This window comes from Hydrogenobaculum acidophilum (assembly GCF_054656715.1).
Genome location: NZ_BAAHXP010000032.1, coordinates 1 through 5,126, shown reverse-complemented (window position 1 = coordinate 5,126; position 5,126 = coordinate 1). Strand labels below are relative to the sequence as shown.

Sequence of the window (5,126 nt, the reverse complement as noted above, 5' to 3'; positions counted from 1 at the left end):
AACCCCCGAGGGCGACCTACTTTCCCGTGCCGTTTGCCCAGCACAGTATCATCGGCGCAGAAGGGCTTAACTGCCGGGTTCGGAATGGAATACCGGGTGTTTCCCCTTCGCTATGGCCCGCGGAGAATCTTTTTATTTTATAAGCTCAATAGGTTTAAGAAGAAAGAAGAAGTTAGTGGGTATGCAAGTCGAACGAGCTATTAGTACCCTTTAGCTCCACCAATTGCTTGGCTTCCACTATAAAAGGGCCTATCAACGTGGTCATCTTCCACGGCTCTTCAGGGAGTTCTTATCTTGAGGTGGACTTCGCGCTTAGATGCTTTCAGCGCTTATTCCGTAGAAGGATAGCTACTGGGCGCTACCACTGGAGTGATAACCCATACACCAGAGCCTTCCCTGTCCCGGTCCTCTCGTACTAAGGACAGACCCTCTCAAAACTCCTGCGCCCACGGCGGATAGGGACCGAACTGTCTCGCGACGTTCTGAACCCAGCTCGCGTCCCCCTTTAATGGGCGAACAGCCCAACCCTTGGAACCTGCTTCAGCTCCAGGATGGGGGGAGCCGACATCGAGGTACCAAACTTCGCCGTCGATAGGGGCTCTCGGGCGAAATTAGCCTGTTATCCCCGGAGTAGCTTTTATCCGCTGATCACATGCCCTTCCACTCGGAATGCATGTGGGTCACTAAGCCCCGCTTTCGCGTCTGCTCGACATGTCTGTCTCACAGTCAGGCACCCTTATGCCTTTGTACTCGATGGCGAATTTCCGACTCGCCTGAGGGTACCTTTGGACGCCTCCGTTACTCTTTGGGAGGCAGCCGCCCCAGCTAAACTGCCCGCCTAACACTGTCCCTTGCAAGGCTAACTTGCTAAGGTTAGAACTCTAACCTATCCAGGGTGGTATCTCACCGGCGGCTCCATCCCTCCCGAAAGAGGGACTTCCAAGCCTCCCACCTATCCTGCGCAGGATAGGTCAAAGTCCAATGTTAGGTTACAGTGAAGCTTCACGGGGTCTTTCCGTCCTGCCGTGGGTAGCCGGTGTCTTGACCGGCATCACAATTTCATCGGGTCTCTCCTCGAGACAGCGTGGCACTCGTTGGACCATTCATGCAGGTCGGAACTTACCCGACAAGGAATTTCGCTACCTTAGGACCGTCATAGTTACGGCCGGCGTTTACCCGGGCTTCGATTTGGGGCTTGCACCCCGCCTCTTAACCTACGAGCACTGGCCAGGTTTCAGACCACATACGTCCTCTTTCGAGTTTGCGTAGTCCTGTGTTTTTGGTAAACAGTCGGCACCACCTGGTCTCTGCGACCCACGGAGGCCTTCGCCGAAAAACTACAACCTCCATGGGCACCCCTTCTTCCGAAGGTACGGGGTCAATTTGCCGAGTTCCTTGAGGAGAGTTCCCCCGACGCCTTAGGCTACTAACCCAGCCCACCTGTGTCGGTTTCCAGTACGGTCAGCTAAGCTTCAAAGGTTACGCCATTGTTTCTCGGTAGTGTAGCGTCAAGGCAATTACTTCATCAGCTCTCGGAGTATGAAGGGACGGATTTGCCTATCCCTTCCTCCTACTACCTTGAACCTGCATTCCATAACAGGCTGCCTTTAGCTTCCTACGTCATGACTTAACCTCCACTTAGCTGGCACGGGAATGTTGACCCGTTTTCCATCGGCTACGCCTCATCGGCCTCACCTTAGGTACCGGCTAACTGGCGTATGATTTACATTGACGCCAAAACCTTGGGCTTCCGGCGGATAGATTTCTCATCTATCTTCGCTACTACTCATGCCAGGATCCTCACTTCCCTGTCGTCCATCATGCCTTACGGCTTTGACTTCAGCCAACAGGGAACGCTCTCCTACCACAGCTAAAAGCTGTCCGTAGCTTCGGTACTGAGCTTAGCCCCGCTAAATTTTCGGCGCGAAACCCCAATAGGCCAGTGAGCTGTTACGCACTCTTTAAAGGATGGCTGCCTCTAAGCCAACCTCCTGGCTGTTTTAGGGGTTTCACATCCTTCCCCACTTAGCTCAGTTTAGGGACCTTAGCTGACGGTCTGGGTTCTTTCCCTCTCGTACCTGGAGCTTATCCCCCGGGTACTGACTGCCATGGAACGCTTTCTCCCCATTCGGAGTTTGGTAGGGTTCGGTACCCCTTTCGAGGCCCTAGCCCTTCCAGTGGCTCTACCTGAGAGAAGCTACCATGACGCTAGGCGTCGACCTATTTCGGAGAGAACGAGCTATCCCGGAACGCGATTGGCTTTTCACCGCTACCCACACCTCATCCAACGGTTTTGCAGCACCGACTGGTTCAGGCCTCCAGACAGTATTACCTGTCCTTCACCTTGGGCATGGGTAGATCGTTCCGCTTCGCGTCTGCCCCAAGCTACTTAACGCCCTGTTTGGACTCGGTTTCCCTTCGGCTTCGTCTTGCGACTTAACCTTGCAGCTTAGGACAACTCCCTGGCTCATTTTGCAAAAGGCACGCAGTCGAGGCAAAAGCCTCTTCCACTGGATTGTAGATCCTTGGTTTCAGGTTCTATTTCACTCCCCTTCCGGGGTTCTTTTCGCCTTTCCCTCGCGGTACTATGCGCTATCGGTCAGCCAGTAGTACTTAGCCTTAGAGAGTGGTCTCCCCAGATTCCTACCACCTTCCGCGGGGGCGGTAGTACTCGAGGACGCATCCGGAAGACTTTATGCTTTCGCATACAGGGCTTTCACCTTCTATGGCGCGCTGTTCCAAGCGCTTCTGCTAGCATAAAGTTTTGTAACTTCCGCAAGACTTGGCAGAGTCTTGAAGATGCGCCTCACGACCCCTACAAAGCTAAGGCTGCCACCATGGCACTTTGTAGGTTTAGGCTAATCCCCGTTCGCTCGCCGCTACTTAGGGAGTCTCATTCGATTTCCTTTCCTGGGACTACTAGAAGGTTTTACTTCGCCCCGTGTGTGCCCCTTTCGGGTGCTATGGTATTACCCATAGCGGGTTGCCCCATTCGGAGATCCGGGCCTCAAAGGCTGTTTGCGCCTCCACCCGGCTTATCGCAGCTTACCACGTCCTTCATCCACTCTGGCTGCCAAGGCATCCACCAAGGACCCTTACTAACTTGCATACCCACTTTAATCACTTCTTCTCTTAAACCTATTCAACTTATTAAGCACTTGAGCCTCTCCATGTTTACACATGGAGATGGTGGGATTTGAACCCACGACATCCTGCTTGCAAAGCAGGCGCTCTCCCGCTGAGCTACATCCCCTTAATTCGCATCCCTGATAATGGGCCTCACTGGATTTGAACCAGTGACCTTACCCTTATCAGGGGTACGCTCTAACCAAACTGAGCTAGAGGCCCTAAGGGTTAATAGCTCAATGAGAGGATAGCGTAGCAAGTATAATCCGTTAAAAAAGGAGGTGATCCAGCCGCAGGTTCCCCTACGGCTACCTTGTTACGACTTCGCCCCAGTTACCGACGTTTTCATCGGCCTCTGCCTCCCTTGCGGGTTAGCTCGAGGACTTCCGAAAACACCAGCTTCCGTGGCGTGACGGGCGGTGTGTGCAAGGCCCGGGAACGTATTCACGGCGACATAGCTGATACGCCATTACTACCGATTCCGGCTTCATGAAGGTGAGTTTCAACCTTCAATTCGCACCACGACAAGGTTTGTGAGATTAGCTTGAGCTCGCGCTCTTGCCACTCATTGTCCTTGCCACTGTAGCGCCTGTGTAGCCCAGAGCATAAAGGGCATACTGACCTGACGTCGCCCCCTCCTTCCTCCGGCTTGTCGCCGGCAGTCTCCTTATAGAGCACCTCATAAGAGGAAGCAAATAAGGACAAGGGTTGCGCTCGTTGCGGGACTTAACCCAACATCTCACAACACGAGCTGACGACGGCCATGCACCACCTGTGGTAGGATTTCTCCCAAAAGGGAAACACGGCTATCTTTCGACAGCCTTTCCTACCATTTCAAACCCTGGTAAGGTTTTTCGGTTAGCATCGAATTAAACCAGACGCTCCACCGGTTGTGCGGGCCCCCGCCAATTCCTTTGAGTTTCAGGCTTGCGCCCGTACTCCCCAGGCGGGATGTTTAACGCGTTAGCTGGGGTGCAGCGAAGTTATCACTACACCTAACATCCATCGTTTACAGCTGGGACTACCCGGGTATCTAATCCGGTTTGCTCCCCCAGCTTTCGTCCATGACCGTCAGTACCGTCCCAGTAGGCCGCCTTCGCCACTGGTGTTCCTCCCGATATCTACGCATTTCACCGCTACACCGGGAATTCCGCCTACCTGAACAGGACTCAAGTAACGCAGTTCGGAATGCCTTGCCGAAGTTGAGCTTCGGGTTTTGACAATCCGCTTACGAAACCAGCTACGGACGCTTTACGCCCAGTAACATCGCGCAACGCTCGGGACCTACGTATTACCGCGGCTGCTGGCACGTAGTTAGCCGTCCCTTCCTCTGATGGTACCGTCAAGACCAAGAGGTATTAGCCCTTGGTCCCATCTTCCCATCTGACAGAGGTTTACACCCCGAAGGGCTTCTTCCCTCACGCGGCATTGCGGGGTCAGACTTTCGTCCATTGCCCACGATTCCCCACTGCTGCCCCCCGTAGGGGTGCGGGCCGTGTCTCAGTCCCACTGTGGCTGATCATCCTCTAAGACCAGCTACCCGTCATTGGCTTGGTAGGCCATTACCCCACCAACTACCTGATAGGACGCGAACCCCTCTTTGAGCCGAAGCCTTTAACAGCCTCGCTTTCATCCTTTGTCTTAGTGACAAAGGACATTATAGGGTATTAGCTATCCTTTCGGACAGTTATCCCCTTCTCAAAGGCAGGTTATTCACGCGTTACTCACCCGTTTGCCACTGAAAGTGAGTTGCCCCACTTTCCGTTCGACTTGCATGTGTTAGGCATGCCGCCAGCGTTCGCGCTGAGCCAGGATCAAACTCTTCAAAGAATTTTATCCATGGCTTTTAATGTTAATGGTGTTGCTACGCTATCCTCTTATTCAACTATTGAAGTACGCCCGTTGATAGCACTTATTTTTAAGCTATCAACCAATTGAGAATATTAAGTATACACCATCTAAAAGGGTTTGTCAAGAGGTAATGATATGATATGTATCAT

2 tRNA genes and 3 rRNA genes are annotated in these 5,126 nt (G+C 53.0%); all 5 read right to left on the bottom strand.

Going from position 1 to position 5,126, the window contains the following annotated elements:
- Positions 1 to 3: 3 nt before the first annotated feature.
- The 5 genes from rrf to ACYQZV_RS08900 all read right to left on the bottom strand — a co-directional run bounded on the left by rrf (position 4) and on the right by ACYQZV_RS08900 (position 4,956).
- Positions 4 to 124 (bottom strand): 5S ribosomal RNA (gene rrf, locus ACYQZV_RS08920).
- Positions 125 to 179: 55 nt separating this feature from the next.
- Positions 180 to 3,109: ribosomal RNA gene (locus ACYQZV_RS08915) — 23S ribosomal RNA — on the bottom strand.
- A 72-nt stretch (positions 3,110 to 3,181) separates the two neighbouring features.
- Positions 3,182 to 3,253, bottom strand: a tRNA-Ala gene (locus ACYQZV_RS08910).
- A 20-nt stretch (positions 3,254 to 3,273) separates the two neighbouring features.
- Positions 3,274 to 3,348, bottom strand: a tRNA-Ile gene (locus tag ACYQZV_RS08905).
- A 52-nt stretch (positions 3,349 to 3,400) separates the two neighbouring features.
- A 16S ribosomal RNA gene (locus tag ACYQZV_RS08900) occupies positions 3,401 to 4,956 on the bottom strand.
- The 16S, 23S and 5S rRNA genes sit together here with 2 tRNA genes alongside, the layout of an rRNA operon.
- Positions 4,957 to 5,126: the final 170 nt, after the last annotated feature.